The organism is Streptomyces sp. YS-3 (assembly GCF_045257485.1).
In the GTDB taxonomy this organism is placed as follows: domain Bacteria; phylum Actinomycetota; class Actinomycetes; order Streptomycetales; family Streptomycetaceae; genus Streptomyces.
Window position 1 is genome coordinate 1 of sequence record NZ_JBJHPC010000681.1, and the last position, 3,574, is coordinate 3,574.

Below are 3,574 nucleotides of genomic sequence, written 5' to 3' on the forward strand. Positions count from 1 at the left end.
CCTCCATGGACGCCCGAACCGCACAGCAGATCCTCGCCGAGAACTTCGCCCCCTGGGTRCTCGACCTCGGCCTGACCGTCGAGGAGGCCGGGGCGCGCCGCGCCGTACTGCGGCTGCCGTGGGACGCGCGGCTGGCGCGGGAGGGGGGCGGCATGTCGGGGCAGGCGCTGATGGCCGCCGCCGACACCGCCACCGTCATCGCAGTCTCGGCCGCCCGGGGCGCGTACGTCCCCATGACCACCGTGCAGCAGTCGACCAGCTTCCAGCGCCCGGTCGTCGGCGCGGACGTCCTGGTCGAGGCGCGGATCACCAAGCTGGGGCGGCGCATGGCGTTCGCCGACATCACCCTCACCGCCGAGAACGCCGACGAGCCCGCGGCCCGCGCGAGCACGGTCTACGCGCTCCTCGACTGACCGTACGCCTCCCGGGGGGCCGCACGGGCTCTTGTCTGACGGCCCATCAGATACCACGATGGGCGCGAACGCATCGACGTGACGGGCCGTCAGCCGTGGCGCGCCCGTCCGGACCGAGGAGGCGGCACCGTGGACCCGTACGTGCACACACCCACCGGGGGGCGGCTCGGTTACGGGATGCAGCTTCCCATCCAGTCCCAGAGCACCCTCTACGCCGAACCCTGGGAAGCCGGCGCGACCCCGGGCGACCTCGCGGAGATCGCGCGGGCCGCCGACCGCGCCGGCTTCCACTACCTCGCCACCTGCGACCACGTCGCCATCCCGCGCCGCCTGGCCGGCGCGATGGGCACCACCTGGTACGACCCGGTGGCCACCCTCGCCTACCTCGCGGCCCTCACCACCCGCACGCTGCTCCTCAGCCATGTCGCCGTGGTGGGCCTGCGCCACCCCCTCCTCACCGCCAAGCAGTACGCGACCCTCGACCACCTCAGCGGCGGCCGGCTGGTACTGGGGGTCGGGGCCGGGCACGTACAGGAGGAGTTCGAGGTCCTCGGCGCCGACTTCGCGGGCCGGGGAGCGGTGCTGGACGAGTCCATCGACGCGCTGCGGGCGGCGCTGGGACCGGAGGAGTTCCCCGAGTTCCACGGCGAGCGGTTCGCCTTCTCCGGCCTCGGGCAGCGGCCCCGCCCCGCGCAGGAGCGGGTGCCGATCTGGGTGGGCGGCTCCTCGCCCGCCGCCGTCCGCCGGGCCGCGCTGCGCGGCGAAGGCTGGCTCCCGCAGGGCGATCCGCGCGACCGGCTGCCCCACCAGATCGCGCGGATACGGGAGCTGCGGGAGCGGGCCGGGCTCGACGGCCCGTTCTGCGTGGGCGCCATCGCCGAGCCCCTGTACGTGGGCGAGGCGCGGTGGGACCTCGGGCGCCGCACCCTCAGCGGCAAGCCGGACGCGCTCGCCGACTCCCTGCGCGAGTACGCCGCGCTCGGCGTCCACCAGGTCCAGCTGCGCTTCCGCTCGCGCGGCCGTGCCGAACTCGTCGACCAGATCGCGGCGTTCGCCGCCGATGTGGCCCCCCATCTGAGCTAGGGAGTACGGACATGGGCAAGCTGGACGGGCGGGTCGTCCTCGTCACGGGCGCGGCGCGCGGGCAGGGCGAGCAGGAGGCGCGGCTCTTCGCGGCCGAGGGGGCGAAGGTGGTGGTCGCGGACGTCCTGGACGACCAGGGCGAGGCGGTGGCCGCGGAGCTGGGCGCCGGGTCGGCGCGGTTCGTGCACCTGGACGTGGGCCGGGAGGAGGAGTGGCGGTCCGCGATCGCCACGGCCACGGAGACCTTCGGGCATCTGGACGGACTGGTCAACAACGCGGGCATCCTGCGCTTCAACGAGCTCGTGGCCACGCCGCTGGAGGAGTTCCAGCAGATCGTCCAGGTGAACCAGGTGGGCACGTTCCTGGGCATCAAGCACGCGGCGCCCGAGATCGAGGCGGCCGGCGGCGGCACCATCGTCAACACCGCCTCGTACACCGCGCTCACGGGCATGGCGTACGTCGGCGCCTACGCCGCCACCAAGCACGCCGTCCTCGGCCTCACCCGGGTCGCGGCGGTGGAGCTGGCGGCGAAGGGGATCCGGGTCAACGCGGTGTGCCCCGGCGCGGTGGACACCCCCATGACCAACCCGGCGGCCCTGGATCCGACGGCCGACCCGGAGGAGGCCGGGGCTGCGGTGGGCGAGCTCTACAAGCGGCTGGTGCCGCTGGGCAGGATCGGCCGGCCCGAGGAGGTGGCGGCGCTGGCGCTCTTCCTGACCAGCGAGGACTCCGCGTACATCACCGGCCAGCCGTTCGTGATCGACGGGGGCTGGCTGGCGGGTGTGAGCCTGTTCTGACTGAGCATCAGGTATTGACGGGCGGGGTGGCCCGGTGGAACAGTCGCAGCACCAGATATCTGACGGTACGTCAGAAACTGACCAGACGTGGTGACGACGACAGGGACGGTGAACCGCCTTGGAATTCGGGCTGTTCGTACAGGGTTACGTGCCCGTGGCACGCTCGTCGGTCGACCCCCAGGCCGAGCACAAGGCGCTGATGGAGGAGACCGAGTACGTCATCCAGGCCGACAAGTCCGGCTTCAAGTACGCCTGGGCCTCCGAGCACCACTTCCTGGAGGAGTACTCGCACCTGTCCGCCAACGAGGTCTTCCTCGGCTACCTCGCCCACGCCACCGAGCGCATCCACCTCGGCTCGGGCATCTTCAACCCGCTGGCCGCGGTGAACCACCCGGTCAAGGTCGCGGAGAAGGTCGCGATGCTGGACCACCTCAGCGAGGGCCGCTTCGAGTTCGGCTCCGGGCGGGGTGCGGGCTCCCACGAGATCCTGGGGTTCATGCCGGGGGTCACCGACATGAACCACACCAAGGAGATCTGGGAGGAGACCATCGCGGAGTTCCCCAAGATGTGGCTCCAGGACGAGTACGTGGGGTTCCAGGGCAAGCACTGGTCGCTGCCGCCGCGCAAGATCTTCCCCAAGCCGTACGGGAAGTCGCACCCCGCGATGTGGTACGCGGCCGGGTCCCCGTCGTCGTACGCCATGGCCGCCAGGAAGGGCCTGGGCGTCCTCGGCTTCTCCGTCCAGAAGGTCTCGGACATGGAGTGGGTCCTGGAGCAGTACAAGACGGCGATCCGGGAGGCGGAGCCGATCTCCGACTTCGTCAACGACAACGTGATGGTGACGTCGACGGCGATCTGCGCGGAGACCCACGAGAAGGCGGTGGCCATCGCGGCGGCGGGCGGTCTGAACCGCCTGCAGTCCCTGGTCTTCCGCTACCACGACACGTTCCCGCGGCCGGAGGGGGTGCCGGAGTGGCCCGAGCTGCTGCCCGAGTACACCACGGAGATCATCGAACTCCTCATCGCGGAGGAGCTGATGATCTGCGGTGATCCGGAGGAGGTGACTCGGCAGTGCAAGCGGTGGGAGCAGGCGGGGGCGGATCAGCTGTCGTTCGGGCTGCCCATCGGGGTGCCCTATGAGGACACGATGAATACGATCCGGTTGATCGGGGAGCATGTGATTCCGAAGATCGATACGGATCCTGTGCACAGGACGACCCGATTCCGCGGGTCGGCGGGAGTCTGACCCGGGACTCCGCCCCGAACCCCGCCGACCCGCGG

4 protein-coding genes are annotated in these 3,574 nt (G+C 71.3%); all 4 read left to right on the top strand.

The genetic code is table 11. The features are described from left to right. Positions 1 to 5: 5 nt before the first annotated feature. The 4 genes from ACJA3G_RS33160 (at position 6) to ACJA3G_RS33175 (ending at position 3,539) form a co-directional block, all read left to right on the top strand. Positions 6 to 413 (top strand): PaaI family thioesterase, encoded by a 408-nt coding sequence (locus ACJA3G_RS33160; RefSeq protein WP_406556740.1) that lies wholly within the window; start codon positions 6 to 8, stop codon positions 411 to 413. A 177-nt stretch (positions 414 to 590) separates the two neighbouring features. Next, positions 591 to 1,496, top strand: a complete 906-nt coding sequence (locus ACJA3G_RS33165) for an LLM class F420-dependent oxidoreductase (protein ID WP_406556741.1) — start codon at positions 591 to 593, stop codon at positions 1,494 to 1,496. Between the two features lie 11 nt (positions 1,497 to 1,507). After that, positions 1,508 to 2,293, top strand: a complete 786-nt coding sequence (locus ACJA3G_RS33170) for an SDR family NAD(P)-dependent oxidoreductase (protein ID WP_406556738.1) — start codon at positions 1,508 to 1,510, stop codon at positions 2,291 to 2,293. Positions 2,294 to 2,411: 118 nt separating this feature from the next. Continuing rightward, positions 2,412 to 3,539 carry an LLM class flavin-dependent oxidoreductase gene (locus ACJA3G_RS33175; protein WP_406556739.1) on the top strand — a complete coding sequence of 376 codons (1,128 nt, stop codon included), beginning with the start codon at positions 2,412 to 2,414 and terminating at the stop codon, positions 3,537 to 3,539. The last annotated feature ends 35 nt before the right edge of the window (positions 3,540 to 3,574 follow it).